Here is a 21,318-nt window from a genome sequence, read left to right as displayed (position 1 = left end):
GGAATCGCCAACCCTGCCACCGATGGCTCGATTCGTGCTCTGGGGCACCTACTGCGACAAGCCCCTGGAGCAGCGCGTCCCCTACCGGGAGGAGCACCTGGCCGGCCTGCAGCGCCAGAAGGACGCCGGCATCCTGATCACCCTGGGGCCCACCGAGGACAGCAGCCACGTGTTCGGCATCTACGAGGCCGAATCCCGGCAGCAGGTGGAGGAGCTGGTGCACGGCGACACCTACTGGCGCCACGGCATCTGGACCGCAGTGCAGGTGTACCCGTGGATCCAGGCCTTCTGAGGGCTCAGCCTGAAGGCGCAGTACGCGTTCAGCCTCGGGGCCAACCCGCCTGGGCCTGCTGCCACACCCAGGCGGCCACGGCCTCGGGGCCGTCCTCACCGAGCACCACTCCATACCCGGACATCTGGCCCACCCCTGCGGCGGCGATGGCGGCGATGGCGGCTTGCGAGGCGATGCCCTCGCGCTCCAGGGCGGCCAGCTTGAGGGTTTTGCGGCGGCGGATGATGTTGCCGCCCTGGAGATGGCAACCAGCGCAATGGGCCTCGAACAGCTGCCGCCCCGCACTGGGCTCGGCGCGCGCTGCCGCCGGCAGGGCCAGCAGACAGGTGAGCAGCACCACCAGCACCAGCCCCGCCAGCGACGAGCGGGAGATCGCGGGCGCAGCGGCGGGCATAACGGCAGCAGGCGAGGTAAGAGTGAGCATGGCGGCAGCAGCGGGCATGGCGGCAGTGTGGCGGCAGGCGAGACACTGGTGAGATGCCGCCGTGGCCGCAGCAGCGCCGATGGATCCCGGGTCCCACAGAGTGTCGTGTCCCTGAGCGCCGCCGCCAGCCATGGCCGGCCGGCGGCCGATCTGCGGCGCCTGCGGCCCGCTGACCACGACGAGCTGGTGGCGGTGTACCGGGATGCGGTGCTGAGCCAGAGCGGCGGGCGCTACAGCCAGGCCCAGATCGACGCCTGGGCCCACCACCCCGCCCGCTCGGGGGCGCTGCGGCAGCCCCTGGCCGAGGGGTACGGGCTGGCCAGCACGGCTCCCCTCGCCGGCGCAGGGCCAGGGCCGGACGGGACCACCAGCATCGAGGCCTTCGGGGTGCTGCATCCAGGCGACCGCCTGGCCCTGCTCTACTGCCGCGGCCGGGCCTGCCGGCAGGGACGGGCCAGCGCCATCCTGCGCGCTCTGGAGGAGCGGGCCCGCCGCCAGAGCCTGCGGCAGCTGCGCACCGAGGCCAGCCAGCTCTCCCGGCCCCTGCTGGAGCGCCGGGGCTGGCTGGTGGAGGCCGAGGAAACCGTGCTGTTCGGCGGCGCCTGGTTCCAGCGCTGGCGCATGATCAAGCCGCTCAGCCCCCTCCACCGAAGCGATCCCCGTGGCTGAAGCGCAGCTGCAGCAATTCCTGGAGAAGGTGCGCCAGCTCAACGCCTTCGTGGCCCTCAGCGAAGCCGATCCCGCCGTGCGAGAGGCCCTGCGCCACTGCAGCCATCACCAGGCGGTGGTGGCCCTGGCCCGCCAGCACGGCTTCGAGATCGGCCGGCGCTGGGGGGAGACAGCGGCGGCCCCAGCCGCGGCCGACAACCTCCTGGCGGGTCCCTGCCCAGCGCCTGGCGAGGAGCGCACCACCGTGCTGGCCCGGGGCGAGGGCTGGCGGCTGGAGCGGATCCACTCCTGCAGCGCCAGCAGCCCAGCGGGCTTCTGGTACGACCAGAGTGAACACGAGTGGCTCACCCTGCTGCAGGGCAGTGCCCGCCTGGGCTTCGCACCTGCTAGCCCAGGAGATCCGGGGGAGGAACTGGAGCTGTGCCGCGGCGATGCCCTGCTGATCCCCGCCCACCGGCGGCACCGGCTGGTCGCTACCGATGGGGAGCCCGGATGCGTATGGCTGGCCCTGTTCTGGCGGGAGGCTTGCGCAGGGTGAGCGAACGCACCAGCCAGTAGGCACCGGCCAGGGCCAGCACCGCCACCCCCAGACCGGCCAGCAGGGCGGGCTTGTTCTCAGCGCCGGGCGGCAACACGATCACCTTCCGGGCCACCGCGGTCATGGCGGTGAGCAGCACCAGCTCGATCTGCACCACGTGGCGGCGCAGGTAGGAGGTGATGTTCTGCAGCACCTCCAGGGCGATCAGCAGGTTGAGCAGGTCGCCCAGCACCTTGTTGAGCTTGGCGTCCAGCCAGGGGGTGCCCTCCACCGTGAGCGCCAGCGCCACCTCCACCACCAGCTGCACGGTGGCGGCAATCATCACCACCACCAGCACCACGCCGAGCAGCTTGGCCAGCTGCTGCTCGCTGCGGTCGATCACATGGAGGTAGTTGGCGTCATCGAGCACACGCCGCAGCCGCTGGAAGCGCATCGGTTCAGCCCGGCTCAGTTCTCGAACAGCTCAAGGCTGGGCCGGGCGGGGGTGCGGCCCGGGGGATTGCGCAGTTCGGTGTCGCAGGTGATGGTGCCATCGGGGGCGGTGACGCAGTTGACGGGCACCACCTGGGTGGTGGGAGCCACCTCGCTGCCAGGACCGAGCATGAAGGTCTTGCGCTGGGCAGTGGCCGGTTCAGCCAGCGCCAGCGTCAGGGCCAGCGTCCCCAGCAGCGTCAGCGCTGCAGCCGCGGAGGGACTGGGGAGGCTGAAGCGCGATGGGGCGAGATCGGCCATGGCACGCAACCGGATACGGGCTCTCCACTCTGCCTGCCGATGCCGGCGTGAACCCTGGTGCCGCCGTTGCGCCTAGCGCCAGTTGGGATCACCAGGGAACAGGCAGAAATGGATAGGGCCGCAGCCAGCCGTAGAGGGCCAGCCGCTGCCGACCGGGGAGGGCGTCACCGCGACGGTGAAACCCCAGCACATCGGCCACCACCAGGGTGTTCTCGGAGCAGCTGAAGGACACCGGCCCGGGCAGTCCCAGGCCGCCGAGATCCGACTCGTGGATCCGGAAGGAACCACCCACGTTGGGCATCGCCCGGGTGGCGATCGCCGCGTTGGCCATGGCCTGCTCCCACTCCAGGCGCCGGCGATCGAGCCTGTGGCTGCCGGGCACGTAGACGAAGGGGCCGTCCTCAGGGCTGACGGGCCGCAGGAACAGCCAGAACTTCAGGGCGCGAAAGAAGGTGTCGCGGTGCAACACCTTCTGCAGGTCGGGTGTGCGCGCCTCCTCACCGTGCACGGTGAGGTAGATGTCTGTGTTGGCCGGACGGTGCGGCAAGCCGATCACGGCGCGCGAACAGGCCGTGAGACGGGAATCGGCACAGACGCGCGCGGCATGGGGCATGGAGGAGGGCTGGATCGCGAGAAAGCGGTTGAGGGTGCCGCCATCGAAGCGATCGAAGCCACCGGCGAACGGTCGCTTGCGCTGATAGCCCGGCCGGTGGTTCCGGCCGGGCGCCCGCACCCGTCCTGCCGCGACCACCGCCTGCTCCACCTCCTCGCGCAGGGCTGCAAAGGCGGCGGGTGGAAGAAAGTCAGGGATCTGCACACAGCCGTCTCGGGCCAGGGCGGAAAGGGCGGCGGAGGGCAGCGCCGACCCTTGGGGCCCCACCAGCCAGCGGCGCCAACGGCAAAGGCCCTCAGCCAGCTGCATCCGCCTGCGGTGCAGGGCAAACCCGCGGTTCAGCTGCGGATGGCCGATCCAGGGATCCCCAAAGCGCTTCTTGCGGGTGAGCAGCGAGAACATGGGCGGCTGCTCAGCTCAGGGCTGGGGCGTCGACTCAGCGTCGCCGCGGATCTCCTGGAGCAGCAGATCGAGCTGACCGAGGGACTCCTCAAGCGAGGCAGCGCGGTGCAGGGGCTCGGCGGGCGCGCTGGCGTCCTCCCGCTGCCAGCGGTCTTCGATCTCGCAGAGCTGAGCTGCCAGACCGGTGACCCCTTGGCTGCTGTGGGTGGCCTGCAGCGCCTCCAGCAACACCGGCATGCGGATCGAGCCGGCCTTGAGGGCCCGGCGCAGATCCGACTGGGTCCGGCCGGCATGGCGCAGCCAGTCCTTGAGGAAGGCCTGCAGGTCGTCCAGCTGATCGGCCGTGAGGCTCGCCATGGCTTTCAGCGCCCAAGGGGAAACCAGCGATCCAGGCGGCGCTGCGCCCGGGCGCGGATCGCCTCGGTGCGATGGCGGCCGCAGATGCCCAGCAGGGCGGTGAGGGCCACCAGATCGTCACTGAAACCAACCACCGGGATGAAGTCGGGGATCAGATCGAGCGGCATCAGCAGATAGGTGAGGGCCGCCAGCACCGTCACCTTGGCCGAGGTGGGGGTGTCGGGATCGAGCAGCATCTCGAAGCACTCCAGGGCCGGGAGAGCCACCGCCCGCCCAGCGCGGCGCAGCAACCGCAGAAGCAACGCCTCATCAACGACACTGCTCTCCAACACCTCGGCATCCACGGAATCGGGATTGCCGGGATCGGCATTCACACTCTGGGTCACGGCCTTTCAGGCAGCCAACGGGCCCATTGTCAACCCCTCACGCCTCCACCAGGCCACTGTCGATTCCGGTTTTCCGCAGCTTGCGCAGCGCGCGCTGCACCACTTGGCGGCAGTACTCACGGCTGCAACCCAGCTGCCGGGCCACCTCCGCCAGGGTGCGCCACTCGTGGCTGCCGTCGAGCCCGAACCGCAGCATCACCACCGTGCGCTCCTTGGGGGTGAGGCTGGCCCGGTCCAGCAGGGTCCAGGCCGTGGCGCTGCGCTCGGCCAGCTCGGCGCGCTCCATCGGCGCCGGATCGGGGCTGGGCAGCACATCCACCAGCTCGGAGGGATCCGACTTCGACTTCACCGCCCCCTGAAGGCTGACGGTGATGCTGCGCAGCTCGCAGGCCAGCAGCTCCTCCACCTCGGCCATGGGCAGATTGAGGGCCCGGGCCAGCTGGGTGGGGGAGGCCGACACCCCGTTGGCCTGCAGGTGCCGCGCCTTGGCCGCCCGCAGGCGGGTGAGCTTCTCGTTCACATTCACCGGAATCCGGATCGTGCGGCTCTGGGTGGAGAGGGCCCGGTTGAGGCCCTGGCGGATCCACCAGTAGGCATAGGTGCTGAAGCGGTGGCCCCGGGTGGGGTCGTACTTCTCCACGGCCCGGGTGAGCCCGAGGGTGCCCTCCTGGATCAGGTCGAGCAGATCGAGGCCCTTGTTCTGATAGCGCTTGGCCAGGTTCACCACCAGGCGCAGGTTGGCGGTGATCATCTGGTTCTTGGCCCGCTCCCCCTGGCGCAGGGTGCGGCGTTCCACATCGCTGTACTCGCAGGCGGGCCCCTCGCCTCCCGCCTCTCGGCAGCGCTCCTGGAGGCTCGCCATGGCCTGCACCTTGCGTCCGAGGGTGAGCTCCTGCTCGGGGGTGAGCAACTGATGGCGACCGATCTCGCCGAGATAGCTGCTCAACGCGCTGGCCATGGTTTGCTCGTGCACTGGATTGAAGCTAAGGACGCTTGACCCAGAGGCAGAAACTCTTGGCAAAACTTTCGACTTCGGAAACACGGCCAGGGCTTGGAAGTGTTGGAAACGTTGTTGTGATCACAGGTGATGAACCGTTGTGCTGAGATCAACATCTGGCCGGGGGGTCCGCCCTACTCTCGCCCCAGCCTCGGGTGCCGCTACGGTTGCGCCCGTTGCTAGAGCCCCATGACCGGGTTTGCGGCCATTCCGCCCGAGCTTCTGAGCCGCGCCGGGGTGGCCTACGTGCACTACGTGAGCTTCATGCTCTGCTTCGGGGCTCTGGTGCTGGAACGGCGCCTGATTCAGCCCAACCCCAACAAGGCCGACGCCACCTTGATGGTGATCACCGATGTGGTGTACGGCCTGGCGGCCCTGGCGCTGTTGGGAAGCGGCATCCTGCGGGTGCTCTACTTCGGCCAGGGCAGTTCCTTCTACACCGAGAACCCGCTGTTCTGGTGGAAGGTGGGGGTGTATCTGGCGGTGGGCGGCCTCTCCCTGTACCCCACCATCACCTACATCCTCTGGGCGATCCCGCTGCGCAAAGGGGAGCTGCCCCAGGTGAGCGAGGCCCTGGCCGGGCGCCTGGCCTGGGTGCTCAACATCGAACTGGCGGGCTTTGCCCTCATCCCCCTGCTGGCCACCCTGATGGCCCGGGGGGTGGGGCTGCCGGGCACGCTGCCGGTTTGATGCGGGAGCAGCTGTCCCTGCTGCCCGCCGCGGCCCTGCTGGCCCTGCTGGACCCGTGGCCGTGGGTCCCCGGCTCCGCTGCCCTGGCCGCCGAGCAGGCCTGCCCGCCGGCGGAAAGCCGCCGGTCGCTGCCACCAGCAGCCAGCGAGGGCCAGGCCGGAGCTGGATCCGCCATCCTTGTCCCCGCCCCTGATCCGGCAGGCGCCGACTACCGCCACCGCCTGCGGCCCACTTCCCACGGCTGGCCGCGACGGCAGCACTGGTGCCTGTGGATCGAGCCGGGAGCCAGCGAGGGCCCGGCCGCCCGCTGGGACCAGGCCTGGGAAGACGCGGTGGCCGCCGCTGTGACCAGCTGGCAGGAGCTGCTGCCGCTCAGCGTGGTGAGCGATCCCGAACGGGCCCAGGTGCTGGTGTGGCGGCGACGGCCACCGCTGCGGGGCGGGCGGGCCAGCCACGGGCGGGCCGAGCTGAAACTGCTGGTGGTGCAGCGGCATGGCCAGCTGGCGCTGGAACCGCACGTGAGCGTGAGCATCAGCCCCGGTCAGCGGCCCGAGGCCATGGAGGCCACGGCCCTGCATGAACTCGGCCATGCCTTCGGTCTCTGGGGCCATAGCGACGATCCCGCCGACGCCATGGCCGCGGTGCCGGGCGCCACACCGATCCGGCATCTGAGCCAGCGCGATCGCGCCACGCTGCAGTGGCTGCAGGAGCAGCCCGCTCTGATGCTCAGCCCGGCGATGGCGGAGCAGGAGCCGCAGCGCTGACGCCGGCGCGAATCGGCTGACGCCGGGAGCGAATCAGCAGGGCCAGCAGAAAGCTGATCAGCTGCACGATCACCACGCAGGGACCGGAGGGCAGGCTGAAGGCGCCGGAGGCCAGCAGGCCGAGCACCCCGCAGCCGGCACCGATGCCGCTGGCCAGGGGCACATACACCGCGAAGCTGGAGCTGATCAGGCGTGCGGAACAGGCGGGAATCACCACAAAGGCGCTGATCAGCAGCACCCCCACGGCCTTGATCGAGAGCGCCACCACCACCGCCAGCACCATCACGAACAGCAACCGCTGGCGGCCCACCGCCACGCCCTGACTCACCGCCAGGCCCTGATCCAGGCTCACCAGGATCTGGGCGCGGCGGGTGAGCAGCAGGTAGAGCAGCACCGCCGCCAGCAACAGCGCCTGCTGGGCCAGATCCCCCCAGGACACGGCCAGGATGTCGCCGAACAGCAGTTGCTCGAGGCTGCCGGCCCGGGCCGAGAGCAGCCGCAGCACCACCACGGCGATCGCCAGCGACGAGGAATAGACGATGTTGAGCAGGGCGTCGCTGGGCAACTGGCTGCGCTCCACCAGCTGGGCCACCACCAGAGCGAACAGGGCGGCGAAGGGAATCAGCACCACCGTGGGCTCCACCCCCAGCAGCACCCCCAGGCTGATGCCCAGCAGGGCGGAGTGGCCGAGGGCATCACTGAAGAACGAGAGCTGGCGCAGCACGGCCACGCTGCCCAGCAGGCCGCCCAGGGATCCGCTCAGCAGACCGGCCAGCAGGGCCCGCTGCATGAAGGGGTAGCGCAGCAGCTCCAGCCAGTCCGCCGCGGGACCCGTCACGGCCTGGTGTGGTGGTGGTGATAGGGCACGTAGCCACGCCCATACAGGCGCTCCAGCTGGGCGGGGCTGAGGGCGATCTCGGGACTGCCCTGGCAGCGCAGGCTGCGGTTGAGGCAGAGCACCCGATCGCAGGTGCGCCGCACCATCTCCAGATCGTGGGAGATCTGCAGCACGGCCCAGCCCTCACTGCGGCGCAGGTCGAAGAGCAGGCGCAGAAACTGGTCGGCGGCCTGGGGATCCAGTCCCGCCTGGGCCTCATCCAGCACCAGCAGCCGCCGGGGACGCACCACGCAGAAGGCCAGCAGCACCCGCTTCCACTGGCCGGTGGAGAGTTCACTGATCAGGCGCCCGGCCAGATCGGCACAGCCGGTGCGCTCCAGGGCCACCCGCACGGCGGCTCCGCGCCCCCTGCGGCCGGCCCAGGCCAGCCGCAGGCCACTGGGTTCCCAGCCCAGCCCCACCGCTTCCGCCACCGTGAGCGGAAAGCGTCCACTCACGCTCAGCTGCTGGGGCAGGTAGGCCACCTGGGCGCGCACGGCCGCCGGCAGCCGGCCGCTGGCCGAGAGCGGCGCCCCCAGCACCCGCACCGTGCCCGCCTGGCGGGGCAGGATGCCGAGCACGGCCTGCACCAGGGTGCTCTTGCCGGCCCCGTTTGGACCCACCAGGGCGGTATCGGTTTCGGCGGCCAGGCGGAAACTCACGGTCTCCACGGCCGGCCGTTCAGCGGCGGCGGCGCCCCAGCCCACGGTGAGGCCCTCCACCTCGAGCACGGTGTCGGCGCTGCGGGCGGGGCTGGGGTCGGGGCTGGGCACAGGCACGCTGGTGGGGGTGGGAACCGTTGTCAGCATCAGCCCAGGCTAGAAGCGTGGCGGACCTGGCCTCAGGGCCGCCGCGGCGCACCCCGGCGGCGGGCCAGCACCTGCTGCACGTCCCGCCAGCTGACGCCATGGTGGGCCAGGGCCACCTGCAGGTGAAACACCAGATCGGCGGCCTCGCCAGCGATGGCGCCGGCCTCATCGTCCTTGCAGGCCATCACGAATTCGGCGCTCTCCTCACCGATCTTCTTCAGGATGCGGTTGTCGCCCCCCTCCAGCAACGTGTTGGTGTAGCTGCCCGGCTCTGGGTGGTTGCGCCGGCCCTCGATCACCCGCATCAGTTCGGTGCAGGCATCGGCGGGCGGTGGCGCGGCGCCAGGGCCACCGGCACTGGGCTCGCGCCCCTGCTCGTAGAAACAGCTGCGGGCGCCGGTGTGGCAAGCCACCTCACCGCTCTGCTCCACCGTGAGCAGCAGCACGTCGGCATCGCAGTCGTAGCGGAGGCTCCGCAGCCGCTGGACATGGCCGCTGGTGGCGCCCTTGTGCCAGAGCTCCTGGCGGGAGCGGCTCCAGTAGTGCACCTCACCGCTGGCGCAGGTGCTCTCGATCGCCTCCCGGTTCATCCAGGCCACCATCAGCACGGCGCCGTCCAGCCAGTCCTGGGCCACGGCCGGAATCAGGCCGGCCTCGTTGAACCGCAGGGCCTCGATGAAGCCAGGATCCGGAAAACCCGGATCGGACGACTGAAATGATGCCTGCAAGGCCCTGCCGCTGCCGCTGACCCGATCTTCTCCCATGTCGTCCCCGGTGCACACCTGCAGCAAAACCTTCAGCGGCTACCCCTGCACCCATCGCCAGTGGCGCCACCACGGCCACTGCCGCTTCGTGCACGGCTACAGCCGCAGCTTCCGCTTCTGGTTCCGGGCCACCCACCTCGATGAGAACGGCTTCGTGGTGGATTTCTCCGGGCTCAAGGCCCTGGAGGTGCGGCTGGCGGGCCAGTTCGATCACACCTTTCTGGCCAGTGCCGACGACCCCCTGCTGCCCAGCTGGCGGGAGCTGCACGAACAGGGGGCACTGGATCTGCGCGTGATGGCCAACGTGGGCATGGAAGCCAGCGCCGAGCTCGTGTGGGGCTGGGCCAACGAGCTGCTGCTGAAGCGCGATGGCGGTCGCAGTTGCTGCTGGAAAACAGAGGCCCGGGAAAACGAGAAGAACGCGGCCTGCTTCGAAGCCCTGCCGGAGTGGTTTGGCACCAATCAAATACCCAGGCAACACTAACGAATCCAACACAGATTCAGTTCCCCCCAGCGCGCCGGGCCGAAGGACGTCGGCCAGTGCGGCAACTGCGAATCATTTGCAATCCGGTGGTCGAAATCGCACACACCATCAGCCCACCAACCATCACAGACGCCTGTAACATTTGGTACACGAAACCCTGCCCATACCTCGTCCGATGCTCTCCCCCGACGCCACCAACACACCAGTCGCCAACGCCTCAGCCGCGATCAGCATCAGCACCGGTCCAGCCGGCCGGGCCATGGCCCAGCCCATGGAAACCGAGCTGGTGGAGGCCCTGCAGCAGCACCTCACCATGGAGCGCCAGGCCAGTGCGGCCTATTTCGCCATGGCCATCTGGTTTGCCGAGCGGGAACTGCGGGGCTTCGGCCACTTCTTCAAGCAGGAGGCTCAGGACGAGCAGGAGCATGCCGGCACCGTGGCCGATTACCTGATTGCACGGGGCCAGACCGTGGTGCTCCAGGACATCCCCGCTCCCCGCCAGTCCTGGGCCTCCGTGGAGGAGATCGTGGCGGCCTCCTTTTCCATGGAAGCCGATGTCACCAGTTCGCTCCAGCAGCTCTACGCCATGGCCGAGCGCGCGGGCGACACCCGCACCACCGTGTTCCTCGACCCCCTGGTGGACAACCAGGTGAACTCCGAAAACACCTTCGCCCATCTACTGGGCCGGGTGCGGTTTGCCCAGAACCAGCCCGCCGCCCTGCTGCTCATCGACGGGGAACTCAGCGACGGCAAGCACGAAACCACCAAGCTGGCCTGAGGCCGCTTCGCACAACGGTATGCGCCTAGGGTGAAGCCATAGATCACCCCAGTCCATGCCCCTGAGCGCCGCTCCAGCAGGTTGTTCCATCTGCATTGAATCGCTGCCCTCGCAGCCCAGCATTCAGGCCCGCCTGATGGCGATCGGGATCAAGCCAGGAGCCCGGGTTCAGGTGCTGCGACGCGGCCAGCCGGGAGGCATCCTGCATGTGGCCTGCGGCATCATGGAATTCATGATCCGCCACGAACATGCCGCCGAGATGGAGGTGAGTGTCTGAGGCTCAGCCTCAGGCGACAGGGTGAAACAAGCGCCCTCCCTGAAACACCACAAAGGCCAGAATCCAGGCCAGAGCCAGCGACCAGCCCAGGGACAGCAGGGTGAACCTGCGGCTTTTTGATTCCTGCAACTGGGCAGCCACCGTTCCCAGGCAAGGGGTGTAGAGCAGCACGAAGGTCATGAAGCTCAGGGCTTGCAGGGGGGTGATCGTCTGGCTGATCACACCACCCAGATCGGTTTCGCTGGTGGCATAGATCACCGCCATCGCCCCCAGCAGGATCTCCTTGGCGATGAAGCCGAAAAACAGCGACACGGTGAGGGATGGATTCATGCCGATCGGTCCCAGCACGGGCTGGAAGAACGCACCGATGGCATCGGCGATGGTGTCGCCCGAGCCCTGCACCGCCCCTGGCGGCAGGTGGGTGAGCAGCCAGATGGCCGCTGCCCCCACCACAATCAACACGCGCGTGGTCACCAGGAAATTGAGCATCGAGGTCCAGCCGCGGCGCAGGATCGTGGCCACGCTCGGGGAGCGATAGGGCGGCAGTTCGAGAATGAAGGCCTCGCGGCTGGGGAAGGCGCGCTGGAACACCAGGCCGGTGATCACCGCCGCCAGGAAACTGAGCACGTAAAAGCTGAACACCACCAGGCCCGGTGCCCACCAGGGCCGCGGAAAGAACACCGCCGCCATGAAGATGAACACCGTGAGGCGGGCCTGGCAGAGCGAGAAGGGAATGCAGAGCATGGCCAGCAGCCGCATGCCGCGATCCCGGATCACCCGGGTGCCCATGATCGAGGGCACATTGCAGCCGAAGCCCATCACCTGCAGCACGAAGGCCCGGCCATCAAGCCCCAGCCAGCGCATGAAGCCGTCCATCAGGAAGGCGGCGCGGGGCAGATAGCCCGAATCCTCCACCACCGCCATGATCACGTAGAAGAGAAAGATGATCGGCAGGAACGTGGCCACCGTGCCCACGCCCAGCCACACCCCATCCACCAGAAAGCCGCGCACAAACTCCGGAGCACCGAGAGCGGCCAGCAGCGGCTCCAGCACGGCCGTCTGGGTCCGGTCGATCAGGTGGCCAAGCAGATCCTGCAGCGGCGCGCCCACGGCATAGAGCAGCTGGAACATCGCCAGCACGATCCCCAGAAAGGCCACCAGGCCCACCACGGGATGCATCAGCAGGCGATCCGCCCGGCGGGTGCCGCGGTTGATCAGCCGCTCCGGCATGGTGACGGCGGAGGCGGCCAGCGCTTCGGCCTGGGCATCGAGATCCTCCGCGCAGACCTGGGGCCGATCAGCGGGCTGGGGCCGGGCGGCGGCGGGGAGCCGCTCGCCGAGCTGGTGCACGGCATCGACCAGGTCATGGATGCCCTGATTGCGCTTGGCGCTGATCGGCAGCACCGGCAGGCCCAGCTCGACGCTGAGCCGCTGGTGGTCGATGCCGATGCCCAGCTGTCTCGACTCATCGCTCATGTTCAGGGCCACCACCATGGGAAACCCCTGCTGGCGCATCTGCAGCACGAAGCGCAGCTGATTGGCGATCTGACTGGCGTTCACCACCACCAGCAGCAGCGCCGGAGGCGTGTGGCGCAGAAAGCGCTGCACCACCGCCTCATCTTCACTGCTGCCGCTGAGGTCGTGGATGCCGGGCAGATCCACCAGGGTGTAGCGCTGCCCCCGGCGGTCGGCCGGCATCGCCCCGCGCAGCAGCTCCACCGTGAGCCCGGGCCAGTTGGCGATCACCGCATGGCCGCCGGTGAGGCGGTTGTAGAGGGTGGACTTGCCGGTGTTGGGCATGCCCACCAGGGCCACCGTGAGGGCTGGAGCCTGGGTCACGGGGAGATCAGCGCCCCCCTGGGATGCCCGTCTTCACGTGGGCCAGGGCATTGCCCTCGAGGAACTGCTGGTCGAGCAGCAACAGGGCGGCGCTGTTGTCGCCGGCCAGCCGCAGCCGCTTGAGCACGAAGCGGGCTTCCGCCTCCTCCTGGATCTGCTCGTTCACAAACCAGTCGAGCATCGCTGAGGCGCTGCGCTCGCCCGCCTCCTCGGCCAGGGAGTAGAGGCCGTTGATCGAGGCGGTGACCTGCTTCTCCATCTCGAACACCCGATCGAACAGCTGCTGCACCGAGGGCCAGCTGCGCTCCGGAGCTTCGATGGTGGGCAGCTCCACCGGCTCATCGCAATCCACCAGGTAGGAAATCATGCGGGCGGCATGGCCCCGCTCCTCATTGCTCTTCTCGAGCATGTACTGCGAGAAGCCGGCAAGATCCTTCTCCCGCAGCCAGATCGACATCGCCAGATAGGTGTGGCTGGCCTGGAATTCGGACGCGAGGTGGCTGTTGATGGCCTGGGTGAGATCTTGCATCGGTGGGGTGTATAAAACTGGGAGAACTCTAAAACAGTGCGGGCTATCAACATTTGAGCAGCACCCAAGGCAGCCCTGCAACGACACTGCTACGTTGAAAGCTGGGCTGAGAATGGCGCAACATGTCCATAAACTCTTCTAACGGATCGCCCAACCCGCGGGCGCGAAGAAATCGTGAAGAGAGCGTGATCCATGGCACCGGTGGCGGTGCCGAGCAACAAATGGCACACGCTGCTGTGCAATCGGATCAGCCGCGGTCGTCGCCCGCCAGCACACTGAATCAACCCGCCTCCCCTGGGCTGATGGCGTCCAACCATCTCAACCGCACCCTGCAGCTCACCCAGCTGCGCGACTGGTGCATGCAACGGCTCTCCAAGCTCAGCCTGCAATGGCGGCTGGACGATGCCCGTGCCCTCACGGCCGAGCATCTCGAGGCCCTGGAGGTGGTGGATGCCCACCACACCCTCTGGATCACGATCGAGGCCGGCAAGTGAATCAGGTGCGCACCACCAGACGGCTCCAGAGCAGGGCCAGCAGGAAGCCTGCGAACTGAACGACCACCACGCAGGGGCCGGAAGGCAGGTTGGTGAGTCCGGAACCGAGCAGGCCCAGCACCGCGCAACTGCCCCCCAGCAGCACCGAGGTGAGCACATAGGAGGAGAAGCGCCGGCTCACCAGCCGCGCGGCGCAGGCGGGGATCACCACGAAGGCGCTGATCAACAGCACCCCCACCGCCTTGATCGACACCGCCACAACCACGGCCAGCAGCACGATGAACGCCAGCCGGTGGGCGCTGATCTGAACCCCGAAGGCCCCGGCCAGGTCGTCGCTGAGAATGACCAGCACCTGGGCCCTCAGGCTCACGATCAGGTAGCCCAGGGCCAGCACGGAGAGGCCGGCGATCACCCAGAGATCCGGCCAGCTGATGCCGAGGATGTCGCCGAACAGCAACGGCTGGATGTTGCCGCGGTAGGTGTCCACCAGGCTCAGGGCCAGCACGGCCAACGCCAGGGAGGTGGAGTACACGATGTTCAGCAGGGCATCCGTGGGCAGGCGGCTGCGCTGCACCAGCTGGTTCACCAGCAGGGCGAACAGCACGGCGAAGGGCACGAGCACCAGCGTGGGGTTGACCCCCAGCAGGATGCCCAGGCTGATGCCGAGGAGGGCCGAATGGCCGAGGGCGTCGCTGAAGAAGGAGAGCTGACGCAGCACGGCCACGCTGCCCAGCAGCCCGCCCAGGGCCCCGGTGAGCAGCCCGCCCAGCAGGGCCCGCTGCATGAACGGCAGCGCCAGAAGCGCCGGCAGAGCCTCAACAGCAGCCATCAGGGCAGGGGAGCGTGGTGATGCTGGTAGGGCACGTAGCCGGGTCCGTAGAGCTCCGCCAGCCGCTGCGCACTGAGGGCGTGGTCGGGGCTGCCGCTGCAGCGCAGCTGGCGGTTGAGGCACAGCACCTGATCGCAGCTGCGCCGCACCATCTCCAGGTCGTGGGACACCTGCAGCACGGTCCAGCCCTCCTGGCGGCGCAGATCCAGCAACAGCTGTTGAAAGCGCTCGCTGGAGGGGGCATCCAGACCCGCCTGGGCCTCATCGAGCACCAGCAGGCGGCGGGGCCTCACCACGCAGAAGGCGAGCTGCACCCGCTTCCACTGGCCGCCGGAGAGCTCGCTGATCAAGCGGGCGCTCAGGGCACTGCACTGGGTGCGCTCCAGGGCCCGCTCGATCGCCTGGCGGCGCCCGGCAGCGCCACTCCAGGGCCAGCGCGGGCCGGCCGGATCAAACCCGAAGCCCACAAAGTCCCGCACCGTGAGGGGAAACCTTCCCTCCACCGCCAGGCTCTGGGGGAGATAGGCCACCTGGGTGCGCACGGAGCGGGGCCAGCGCCCCTGGGGGCTGAGGGGCTGGCCCAGGAGCCTCACATCGCCGGCCTGACGGGGCAGCAACCCCAGCACGGCCGCCACCACTGTGCTCTTGCCGGCGCCGTTGGGGCCCACCAGGGCCGTGTCGCTCTCCGCGGGCAACGCAAAGCTCACGTCATCCACCACGGGCACGCCGTCGCGCAGCACCCGCAGCCCCCTCACCTGCAGCACCAGCTCAGCCATGGGCCGCCCAGGCGTGAGCCATCGCTGGAGCCATCACTGGAGGAACCAAGCAGCAAGCACAAGAGCATTCACAACCGTCAGTCATCCCGGCGACCAGAGCCCGTGAGAACGATTCTCATGGAGCCTAGGCGCTCGGTGCCGCTGCCATCGAGTGCCTACGCCACCGGCCACAGCCACCAGCGCCCCTGATCGCCCCCAGCCAGGAGGTGCTGGCCATCGGGCCGCCAGGCCAGGGCATTGAAGCCCTGGCCATCCCCCTCCAGCGACTGACGCAGGGCGCCGTTGCCATCCCAGAGCGCCACCGTGCCATCGCCGGAGGCCGTGGCCAGAAGCGGGCGGCCGGGGGCGAAGGCCAGAGCATTCACCCGGGCTCCATGCCAGAGCAGGGGTTGCGGTCGCCAGCCGCGGGAGCCGGTGTCGTGCTGGCTCCAGAGCACCACGGTGTCGCCCGACGCCACAGCCAGGGGCGGCGCCAGCGAGCCCAGCTGATCACTCCAGGCGAGCAGGCGCACCTTGGCCGGAAAGCCACTGAACTGCCAGGGGGTGCCCTGGCCAAGCTCCGGCCACAGCAGCAGCGAGCGGTCCATCTGGCCAGCAGCCAGCAGCCCAGCCCGGGGCGAGAAGGCCAGCCCCAGCCCTGCCGAAGCGGTGGCCAGACGAAACGGCGGCGGGGCTGGGGAGGCCAGGGGCTGCCACAGGGCCAGCTCGCCGTTGCAGCTGGCGGCCATCAGCGCGCCATCGGCGCTCCAGGCCAGGGCCTGCACCGTGCCGGGAAGATCGAGCACCTGGGGGCACCACTGGCGGCTGGCCCCATCCCAGAGCCGCACCTCACGGCCCGCCGCCACCGCCAGCAGCAGGCCCAAAGGCCGCCACGCCGCCGCATCCAGCCAGCCGGCGCCGAGGGCGAGGGGCTCAAGGGCCAGGGGCCGCACACCGCTGCCGCCCAGTTCCCAGAGCAGCAGCTCGCCGGCCTGTCCCACAGCCATCAGGAACTGGCCGTCGCTGCTGAAGCCGATGGCATCGAGGCTCTGGTCGCGGTCGCCGCGCAGGAGTTCCTCGCAACCCGCCCGGAAATCCAGCAGCAGCAGCTCACCGCCACCACTGGCGATGGCCACCAACTCCCCATCCGGGCTCCAGGCCAGCGCCGTGATCGGCTGCTGCAGCGCCCCACTGAGCTGCTCGTTCACCAGCACCGGCTCAGCTGCCATACCCGCTCAGGCCCCACAGGCGGCGAAGCCCGCCCGCAGGCCAGCGGCATCGAGATCGCGGCCGATGATCACGAATTCGGTGCGCCGCCGCTCGCCTGGTTTCCAGGGGCGATCGAAGTCACCGTCGAGCAGCATGTGCACCGACTGGAACACGTAGCGGCAGTCTTCACCGGCCAGCTGGATGATCCCTTTCATCCGGAACAGGTCGGGGCCGCGCTGCGCCACCAACTCGGAGAGCCAGCTGCCGAGCTTGTCAAGATCCATGGGCCGCTCCTCCACCAGCGCCAGTGAGCCCACCGTTGCGTCGTGCTCATGGTCGTGGTCGTCGACCAGGAAGCCGGGGTCCAGGCTCAGGGCCCGCTCCAGTTCGAAGGCCTCCACCCCGAGAATCTGCTGCATCGGCACATCGGCGTTGGTGCTGGTGAGCAGCCGCGCCATCGGGTTGATCGCCCGCACCCGCTGCTCGATCGCCGCCCGCTCGGCCTCGTCCACGAGATCGGCCTTGTTCAGCAGCAGCACATCGGCAAAGGCCAGCTGCTCCTGCACCTCGTCGGCCTGCCAGTGCTGCAGCACGTGGCGCAGATCCACCAGGGTCACCACTGCATCGAGCCGCAACTCATCGCGCAGGTCGTCGTCGACGAAGAAGGTCTGGATCACGGGGGCGGGATCCGCCAGACCGGTGGTTTCAATCACGAGGTGGTCGAAGCGATCACGGCGCTTCATGAGATTGCCGATGATGCGGATCAGATCGCCACGAACGGTGCAACAGATGCAGCCGTTATTCATTTCGAAGATCTCCTCATCGGCATCAATCACCAGCTGATTGTCGATACCCACCTCGCCGAATTCATTCACGATCACCGCCACCTTGAGGCCGTGCTCATGGGTGAGGATGCGGTTGAGCAGCGTGGTTTTGCCGGCGCCGAGGTAGCCGGTGAGCACGGTCACCGGCAGGCGCTCGCCGGCGGGGACGGCGGTGGAGAAGGCCATGCCGGGTCTGGAATGAGGATCGTTCCCGTTCTAGCCGGAATAGCGCAGGGGGGAGGGGCCCTCCAGCCCGCAGATCTTCAGGGCGAACGCCGCCGTGCCAGCAGGCCGTGCCGGGGGGCCAGCACCATCACCAGCAGAAACTGCAGCGTCTGCACCACCACGATGCAGCCGGCCGTGGAGGCATCGAACCAGTAGCTGGCATAGATCCCCAGCACCGTGGCACTCACCGCCGAAAGCACGGCCAGCCAGGTCATGCGATCGAAGCGGTCGCTGAGCAGATAGGCCGTGGCCCCAGGCGTCACCAGCATCGCCACCACCAGGATGATGCCCACGGTCTGCAGGCCGGCCACGGCGGTGAGGCTCACCAGCGTGAGCAGCAGGTAGTGCAGCACCCCGGTGTTCAGCCCGATGGTGCGGGCGTGGGTGGGATCGAAGCAGAACAGCAGCAGATCGCGGCGCAGCAGCAGCAGCACCAGCAAGCACACCGCACTGATCACCAGGGTCTGCACCAGGTCGGCGTCGGTGATGCCCAGCAGGTTGCCGAACAGGATGTGGGTGAGGTCAACGCTGCTGCGAATCTTGGAGATCAGCACCAGCCCCAGGGCGAAGAAGCCGGTGAACACCAGCCCGATCACCGTGTCCTCCTTGACACGGGTGTGCTGCTTGATGGTGCCGATCACCCCCACCGAGCCCACGCCGAACACGAACGCGCCCAGGGCGAAGGGCAGGCCCAGGGCGTAGGCGATCACCACGCCGGGCAGCACGGCATGGGACACCGCATCGCCCATCAGGGCCCAGCCCTTGAGGGTCATGAAGCAGGAGAGCACCGCGCACACCACCGCCACCACCACGCCGATGGCCAGGGCCCGCTGCATGAACACCATCTCCATCGGCTGCAGCAGCGGTGCCAGCAGGAGGTCCATCAGAGGTTGGGGGCCGCAGGGGCTGGGGTGGTGAAGGTGCGCAGCAGGTTGGCCTGGGTGAACACCTCCGAGGTGTCGCCGTAGGCCAGCACGGTGCGGTTGATCAGCACCACCCGGTCGCAGAAGCTGGGAATCGACTCCAGATCGTGGGTGGCCAGCAGCACGGTGGCGCCCTGGTCGCGCAACTCGATCAGCAGGTCGATGATCAGCCGCTCGGTGCTGATGTCCACGCCGCTGAGGGGCTCATCGAGCAGCAGCACCCGGGCTCCCTGGGCCAGGGCCCGGGCCAGGAAGGCCCGCTTGCGCTGGCCGCCGGAGAGGGCACCGATCTGGCGCTGCCGCAGGGGCCAGAGGTCAACGCGCTCGAGGGCGCGCCGCACCTGGCGCCGGTCATCGGCCGAGGGCCAGCGCAGCAGCCCCATGGCGCCGTAGCGGCCCATCATCACCACATCCCACACGCGGATCGGGAAGTCCCAGTCCACCTGCTCGCTCTGGGGCACGTAGGCCACCAGCTGGCGGCGCTGGGCCTGGCGCAGGCCGCTGCCGGCGATGCGAATGCTGCCGCTGCTGGGCTTGAGGAAGCCCATCAACGCCTTGAACAGGGTGGACTTGCCGGCCCCGTTCATGCCCACCAGGGCGCAGATGCTGCCGGAGCTCAGCTCCAGGCTCACATCCACCACCGCCGGCCGGCCGTTGTAACCCACCGTGAGGTTGTCCACGGCGATGCCAGGCACCCTGCCTGCGGCGGCGGGCACGTGATCCAGGTGGCGCTCAGCCCTGGCCATCGGCACGGAGACCCTGCACCAGGGTGTCGGCGTTGTGGCGGAGCATGTCGAGATAGGTGGGCGCCGGACCATCGGGCTCCGACAGAGAATCCACGTAGAACACCCCGCCGAAGCGGGCGCCGGTCTCCTCGGCCACCCGCCGCTGGGACCTGTCGTCCACCGTGCTCTCACAGAACACCGCCGGCACCTGCCGCTGCCGCACCGTGCGGATCACCCGTTCCATGCGCTGGGGAGTGACCTCCGACTCCGCGTTCACCGGCCAGAGGTAGGCCTCCTCCAGGTCGTAGTCGGCCGCCATGTAGCTGAGGGCACCCTCACAGCTCACCAGCAGCCTGCGTTCGGGAGGCAGCACCGCCAGCTGCTCACGCAGCTCCCCATCCAGGGCCTCCAGCTGGGCGTTGTAGTCGGCTGCACAGCCGCGGTAGGTGTCGGCGTTGGCGGGATCGAGGCGGATGAAGGCCTCGCGGATGTTGGCCACATAGGTGCGCGCCTGCAGCGGTGACATCCAGGCATGGGGGTTGGGCTTGCCGGCGCCGGCGTCCGAGCTGATCGGGATCAGCGTCACACCCTCGCTCACCACGGCCCGCTCGGCGGCGGTGGCGCTGGCCAGGAAGCGCTGCGCCCAGAGCTCCAGATTGAGGCCATTGATCAGCACCAGCTGGGCGTCCTGGGCGCGGCGCAGATCGCTGGGGGTGGGCTCATAGCTGTGGATCTCGGCGCCCGGCCGGGTGATCGACTCAACCCGCAACTGGCCGCAGGCCACCTCGGACGCCATGTCGGCCAGCACGGTGAAGCTGGTGAGCACCAGGGGACGGTCCTTGCCGTCGGTGCCGCCGTCAGCGCGGTCTGGCCCGGCCCCGGGAGCGCCGCAGCCTGTGAGCAGCAGGGCCAACAACGCCCCAGCCCAGCGGGTGGCGGCGAGCCCATGGCGGGGCCTTCGCGGCGCCGGCCGCTGGCGGCCACACGGGTGGGAAAGCTGGAAGGGCAAGGGGTCGCGTGGGGCTGTGAGCCGGGGCCGGGAGTGGGCCGGAGGCGTCTGCGACGACGCTAGACACCCGACCCAACCCCCGGCACCAGCCGGGCTCAGCCCGCGAAGGCCTGGCGCAGCTCCTCCACGTTGCCGCGCATCACCCGCAGGTAGGTGGATGGATCGCGGGCGTCCTCCTCCGAGCCGGTTTCCAGGGGATCAAACACGCTCACGCGCACCCCCAGATCCCTGGCCAGGGCATTGAACGACCGGTTGCCCTCCTGGGGTTCGCTGAGCAGGGCCCGCAGGTCGCTGCGCTCCACGATCTCGCTCACCCGGCGCAGGTCGGCGGGGGTGGGATTCATCGCGGGCACATCCACCACAAACTCCGCCTTGAGGTTGTAACGCTCGGCGAAGTAGGGGGCGAAATCGTGGAAGGCCACGAAGGTTTTGCCGCTGAACGGGGCCAGCTCGGCGGCGATGACCTCATCCAGAGCCCGCAGCTCGGCGATGTAGGCCTCGGCGTTGCGGCGGTAGCCATCGGCGCAGCTGGGGTCGGCAGCCACGAGGCCATCACGGATGCTCTCCACCTGCTGCACGGCCCGCTGGGGATCCAGCCAGATGTGGGGGTTCACCGCCCCGTGGCTGTGGCCATGGCTGTGGCCCTGGCTGTGGCCGTGGTCGTCGCTCTCGATGGTGGCCACGCCGCGGCTGCTGTCGATCACCGTGAGCTCGGGGTTCTCCGCCGACTCCACCAGCTTGTCGAGGAAGTCCTCCACCTCCAGACCGTTCTTCACCAGCACCTGGGCCTCGCGCAGGGCCACCAGATCGCCGGGGCGCGACTGGAAATCGTGGGGACCGGTGCTGGGGGGGATCAGGGCGCTCACCTCGGCGCAGCCTGCGGCCACCGCCCGGGTGAACAGGGTGATCGGCAGGAAGGTGGTGACCACCTTGAGATCACCGCTGGCCTCGCCGTTCTGGCCTCCATCAGCGCCGGGGCCGGTGGCAGGGGCGCAGGAGGCGAGCAGCAGGCCCAGGGCCGAGGCGGCCACCAGCAGCAGCCGCGGGGCACCCCCCAGCAGGGAGCGGAAGGGAGAGGGCATGGAACAGGGGCACGGGCGTGGG

At 69.0% G+C, this 21,318-nt stretch carries 29 protein-coding genes; 9 read left to right on the top strand and 20 right to left on the bottom strand.

Going from position 1 to position 21,318, the window contains the following annotated elements:
• Window positions 1–22 precede the first annotated feature (22 nt).
• Window positions 23–292, top strand: a complete 270-nt coding sequence (locus KBY96_RS09830) for a YciI family protein (protein ID WP_254979191.1) — start codon at window positions 23–25, stop codon at window positions 290–292.
• Between the two features lie 28 nt (window positions 293–320).
• Here the strand turns inward: KBY96_RS09830 and KBY96_RS09825 are convergent, their stop codons facing one another.
• Window positions 321–734 (bottom strand): c-type cytochrome, encoded by a 414-nt coding sequence (locus KBY96_RS09825; protein ID WP_254979190.1) that lies wholly within the window; start codon window positions 732–734, stop codon window positions 321–323.
• An 87-nt stretch (window positions 735–821) separates the two neighbouring features.
• On the opposite strand from KBY96_RS09825, the gene KBY96_RS09820 reads away from it, so the two are divergent.
• The gene (locus tag KBY96_RS09820; RefSeq protein ID WP_315859491.1) at window positions 822–1,385 is read left to right on the top strand and encodes a GNAT family N-acetyltransferase; all 564 of its coding nucleotides are present in this window, start codon (window positions 822–824) and stop codon (window positions 1,383–1,385) included.
• A complete protein-coding gene (locus KBY96_RS09815) occupies window positions 1,378–1,923 on the top strand; it encodes a Nif11 domain/cupin domain-containing protein (RefSeq protein ID WP_254979189.1) in 546 nt (181 codons plus the stop codon). Before KBY96_RS09820 ends, KBY96_RS09815 begins: the two co-directional genes overlap by 8 nt.
• Here the strand turns inward: KBY96_RS09815 and KBY96_RS09810 are convergent.
• From KBY96_RS09810 to KBY96_RS09785, 6 genes are all read right to left on the bottom strand, one after another.
• Window positions 1,859–2,356, bottom strand: coding sequence for a phosphate-starvation-inducible PsiE family protein (locus tag KBY96_RS09810; protein WP_254979188.1), 498 nt, complete (start codon window positions 2,354–2,356; stop codon window positions 1,859–1,861). The genes KBY96_RS09815 and KBY96_RS09810 overlap by 65 nt on opposite strands.
• 14 nt (window positions 2,357–2,370) lie before the next feature.
• Window positions 2,371–2,655 (bottom strand): hypothetical protein, encoded by a 285-nt coding sequence (locus tag KBY96_RS09805; RefSeq protein ID WP_254979187.1) that lies wholly within the window; start codon window positions 2,653–2,655, stop codon window positions 2,371–2,373.
• 88 nt (window positions 2,656–2,743) lie between these two features.
• Complete coding sequence (locus KBY96_RS09800) at window positions 2,744–3,670, bottom strand: phytanoyl-CoA dioxygenase family protein (protein WP_254979186.1); 927 nt, start codon at window positions 3,668–3,670, stop codon at window positions 2,744–2,746.
• 15 nt (window positions 3,671–3,685) lie between these two features.
• Window positions 3,686–4,027: a hypothetical protein gene (locus KBY96_RS09795; protein ID WP_254979185.1), complete on the bottom strand. Its 342-nt coding sequence runs from the start codon at window positions 4,025–4,027 to the stop codon at window positions 3,686–3,688.
• Between the two features lie 5 nt (window positions 4,028–4,032).
• Window positions 4,033–4,413, bottom strand: a complete 381-nt coding sequence (locus KBY96_RS09790; protein ID WP_254979184.1) for a YkvA family protein — start codon at window positions 4,411–4,413, stop codon at window positions 4,033–4,035.
• Between the two features lie 37 nt (window positions 4,414–4,450).
• Entirely contained in the window at window positions 4,451–5,371 is a 921-nt protein-coding gene (locus KBY96_RS09785) for a sigma-70 family RNA polymerase sigma factor (protein ID WP_254979183.1), read from the bottom strand.
• A gap of 228 nt (window positions 5,372–5,599) precedes the next feature.
• Here KBY96_RS09785 and KBY96_RS09780 point away from each other — a divergent pair, with 228 nt between their 5' ends.
• Together KBY96_RS09780 and KBY96_RS09775 are read left to right on the top strand one after the other, a co-directional pair.
• On the top strand, window positions 5,600–6,100 hold the full coding sequence (locus KBY96_RS09780) for a DUF2214 family protein (RefSeq protein ID WP_254979182.1): 501 nt from the start codon (window positions 5,600–5,602) through the stop codon (window positions 6,098–6,100).
• The gene (locus KBY96_RS09775) at window positions 6,100–6,864 is read left to right on the top strand and encodes a peptidase (RefSeq protein WP_254979181.1); all 765 of its coding nucleotides are present in this window, start codon (window positions 6,100–6,102) and stop codon (window positions 6,862–6,864) included. The genes KBY96_RS09780 and KBY96_RS09775 overlap by 1 nt, the downstream gene beginning before the upstream one ends.
• Here KBY96_RS09775 and KBY96_RS09770 read toward each other — a convergent pair.
• Genes KBY96_RS09770 through hisIE form a run of 3 tightly spaced genes read right to left on the bottom strand, consistent with a single transcriptional unit; the run spans window position 6,827 to window position 9,278 of the window.
• Window positions 6,827–7,654, bottom strand: a complete 828-nt coding sequence (locus KBY96_RS09770; RefSeq protein WP_254979240.1) for a metal ABC transporter permease — start codon at window positions 7,652–7,654, stop codon at window positions 6,827–6,829. The two genes, KBY96_RS09775 and KBY96_RS09770, sit on opposite strands and share 38 nt — an antisense overlap.
• A gap of 44 nt (window positions 7,655–7,698) precedes the next feature.
• On the bottom strand, window positions 7,699–8,550 hold the full coding sequence (locus tag KBY96_RS09765) for a metal ABC transporter ATP-binding protein (RefSeq protein ID WP_254979180.1): 852 nt from the start codon (window positions 8,548–8,550) through the stop codon (window positions 7,699–7,701).
• Between the two features lie 32 nt (window positions 8,551–8,582).
• Window positions 8,583–9,278 carry a bifunctional phosphoribosyl-AMP cyclohydrolase/phosphoribosyl-ATP diphosphatase HisIE gene (gene hisIE, locus KBY96_RS09760; protein WP_254979179.1) on the bottom strand — a complete coding sequence of 232 codons (696 nt, stop codon included), beginning with the start codon at window positions 9,276–9,278 and terminating at the stop codon, window positions 8,583–8,585.
• Window positions 9,279–9,312: 34 nt separating this feature from the next.
• On the opposite strand from hisIE, the gene KBY96_RS09755 reads away from it, so the two are divergent.
• From KBY96_RS09755 to KBY96_RS09745, 3 genes are all read left to right on the top strand, one after another.
• Window positions 9,313–9,798: a 6-carboxytetrahydropterin synthase gene (locus tag KBY96_RS09755; RefSeq protein WP_254979178.1), complete on the top strand. Its 486-nt coding sequence runs from the start codon at window positions 9,313–9,315 to the stop codon at window positions 9,796–9,798.
• Window positions 9,799–9,973: 175 nt separating this feature from the next.
• Window positions 9,974–10,576 carry a ferritin gene (locus tag KBY96_RS09750; RefSeq protein WP_254979177.1) on the top strand — a complete coding sequence of 201 codons (603 nt, stop codon included), beginning with the start codon at window positions 9,974–9,976 and terminating at the stop codon, window positions 10,574–10,576.
• Between the two features lie 55 nt (window positions 10,577–10,631).
• Window positions 10,632–10,853: a FeoA family protein gene (locus tag KBY96_RS09745; RefSeq protein ID WP_254979176.1), complete on the top strand. Its 222-nt coding sequence runs from the start codon at window positions 10,632–10,634 to the stop codon at window positions 10,851–10,853.
• A gap of 9 nt (window positions 10,854–10,862) precedes the next feature.
• Here the strand turns inward: KBY96_RS09745 and feoB are convergent, their stop codons facing one another.
• A complete protein-coding gene (gene feoB, locus KBY96_RS09740) occupies window positions 10,863–12,692 on the bottom strand; it encodes a ferrous iron transport protein B (protein WP_254979175.1) in 1,830 nt (609 codons plus the stop codon).
• 7 nt (window positions 12,693–12,699) lie between these two features.
• The gene (locus KBY96_RS09735; RefSeq protein ID WP_254979174.1) at window positions 12,700–13,221 is read right to left on the bottom strand and encodes a ferritin; all 522 of its coding nucleotides are present in this window, start codon (window positions 13,219–13,221) and stop codon (window positions 12,700–12,702) included.
• Between the two features lie 302 nt (window positions 13,222–13,523).
• Between KBY96_RS09735 and KBY96_RS09730 the strand changes: the two genes are divergently transcribed.
• Window positions 13,524–13,715, top strand: coding sequence for a hypothetical protein (locus KBY96_RS09730; protein ID WP_254979173.1), 192 nt, complete (start codon window positions 13,524–13,526; stop codon window positions 13,713–13,715).
• Between the two features lies 1 nt (window position 13,716).
• Here the strand turns inward: KBY96_RS09730 and KBY96_RS09725 are convergent, their stop codons facing one another.
• The 8 genes from KBY96_RS09725 to KBY96_RS09690 form a co-directional block, all read right to left on the bottom strand.
• Entirely contained in the window at window positions 13,717–14,544 is an 828-nt protein-coding gene (locus KBY96_RS09725; RefSeq protein ID WP_254979172.1) for a metal ABC transporter permease, read from the bottom strand.
• A complete protein-coding gene (locus tag KBY96_RS09720) occupies window positions 14,544–15,320 on the bottom strand; it encodes a metal ABC transporter ATP-binding protein (protein WP_254979171.1) in 777 nt (258 codons plus the stop codon). The genes KBY96_RS09725 and KBY96_RS09720 overlap by 1 nt, the downstream gene beginning before the upstream one ends.
• 155 nt (window positions 15,321–15,475) lie before the next feature.
• Window positions 15,476–16,528: a WD40 repeat domain-containing protein gene (locus tag KBY96_RS09715; RefSeq protein WP_254979170.1), complete on the bottom strand. Its 1,053-nt coding sequence runs from the start codon at window positions 16,526–16,528 to the stop codon at window positions 15,476–15,478.
• A gap of 6 nt (window positions 16,529–16,534) precedes the next feature.
• Complete coding sequence (locus KBY96_RS09710; RefSeq protein WP_254979169.1) at window positions 16,535–17,518, bottom strand: GTP-binding protein; 984 nt, start codon at window positions 17,516–17,518, stop codon at window positions 16,535–16,537.
• A 77-nt stretch (window positions 17,519–17,595) separates the two neighbouring features.
• Window positions 17,596–18,441, bottom strand: coding sequence for a metal ABC transporter permease (locus tag KBY96_RS09705; RefSeq protein WP_254979168.1), 846 nt, complete (start codon window positions 18,439–18,441; stop codon window positions 17,596–17,598).
• Window positions 18,441–19,226: a metal ABC transporter ATP-binding protein gene (locus KBY96_RS09700; protein WP_254979167.1), complete on the bottom strand. Its 786-nt coding sequence runs from the start codon at window positions 19,224–19,226 to the stop codon at window positions 18,441–18,443. The genes KBY96_RS09705 and KBY96_RS09700 overlap by 1 nt, the downstream gene beginning before the upstream one ends.
• Window positions 19,213–20,214 carry a metal ABC transporter substrate-binding protein gene (locus KBY96_RS09695; protein ID WP_254979166.1) on the bottom strand — a complete coding sequence of 334 codons (1,002 nt, stop codon included), beginning with the start codon at window positions 20,212–20,214 and terminating at the stop codon, window positions 19,213–19,215. The genes KBY96_RS09700 and KBY96_RS09695 overlap by 14 nt, the downstream gene beginning before the upstream one ends.
• A 95-nt stretch (window positions 20,215–20,309) precedes the next feature.
• Window positions 20,310–21,296, bottom strand: a complete 987-nt coding sequence (locus KBY96_RS09690) for a metal ABC transporter substrate-binding protein (protein ID WP_254979165.1) — start codon at window positions 21,294–21,296, stop codon at window positions 20,310–20,312.
• Between the last annotated feature and the right edge of the window lie 22 nt (window positions 21,297–21,318).

Origin of the sequence: Cyanobium sp. ATX 6A2, from assembly GCF_024346355.1 — a bacterium.
GTDB lineage: Bacteria > Cyanobacteriota > Cyanobacteriia > PCC-6307 > Cyanobiaceae > NIES-981.
The sequence above is the reverse complement of the archived record's forward strand: the minus strand, read 5'-3'. Positions and strand labels throughout refer to the sequence as shown.